Here is a 555-nt window from a genome sequence, read left to right on the forward strand (position 1 = left end):
GCTATATTTAATTAAAGATGCAAAGATTCAGTCTGCCAGTTGTATATATGCTTTTGCAATAATTAAAATGGTGATCCCTAAAATTTTTCCAGAAAAAATTTGAGCGATTGCTGGAGATATTGAGTATGTTGGTGAAAATTATGCCCTTAATGCATTATTGAGTTCTTTAGGCTCAACGCTTTTTGATTGTCGCCAAAGAGGGGGGGCTTTATCGCCTGAGTTTGGGCGTTCGAGTTATATTTTTAATCCTACAATTGCAGGTATTGAACAGGCTGATGCACTGTTTATAGAGGAATCTAATTAACGTCATGAAGCAGCTGTTTTAAATGCGCGTATTTTAAAGCGCCGGCGAAGGGGACAAGTGCCCATTGCAGTACAGGGGGAGAGGGTCGATTTACGTTATCCATGTACGTATCTTGGGGATGGTACTGATGCATTGAGTGCACTGAGTCGTGGAGAGGATGCGTTTTTAAATACGTGAATTTAAAACGGCTGCCTCATGACGTGGATTAGACCCAACGATAAGCAATGCATCAGCTTGCTCAATGCCTACAA

At 40.9% G+C, this 555-nt stretch carries 2 pseudogenes; one reads left to right on the plus strand and one right to left on the minus strand.

From position 1 onward, the window contains the following. Positions 1–475, plus strand: a pseudogene (locus tag J7R13_RS08710) (molybdopterin-dependent oxidoreductase); the annotation flags it as partial. Here the strand turns inward: J7R13_RS08710 and J7R13_RS09945 are convergent. Then, a pseudogene (locus tag J7R13_RS09945) lies at positions 473–555 on the minus strand (molybdopterin-dependent oxidoreductase); the annotation flags it as partial. The pseudogenes J7R13_RS08710 and J7R13_RS09945 overlap by 3 nt on opposite strands.

This window comes from Bartonella taylorii 8TBB, from assembly GCF_902825155.1.
Lineage (GTDB): Bacteria > Pseudomonadota > Alphaproteobacteria > Rhizobiales > Rhizobiaceae > Bartonella > Bartonella taylorii_A.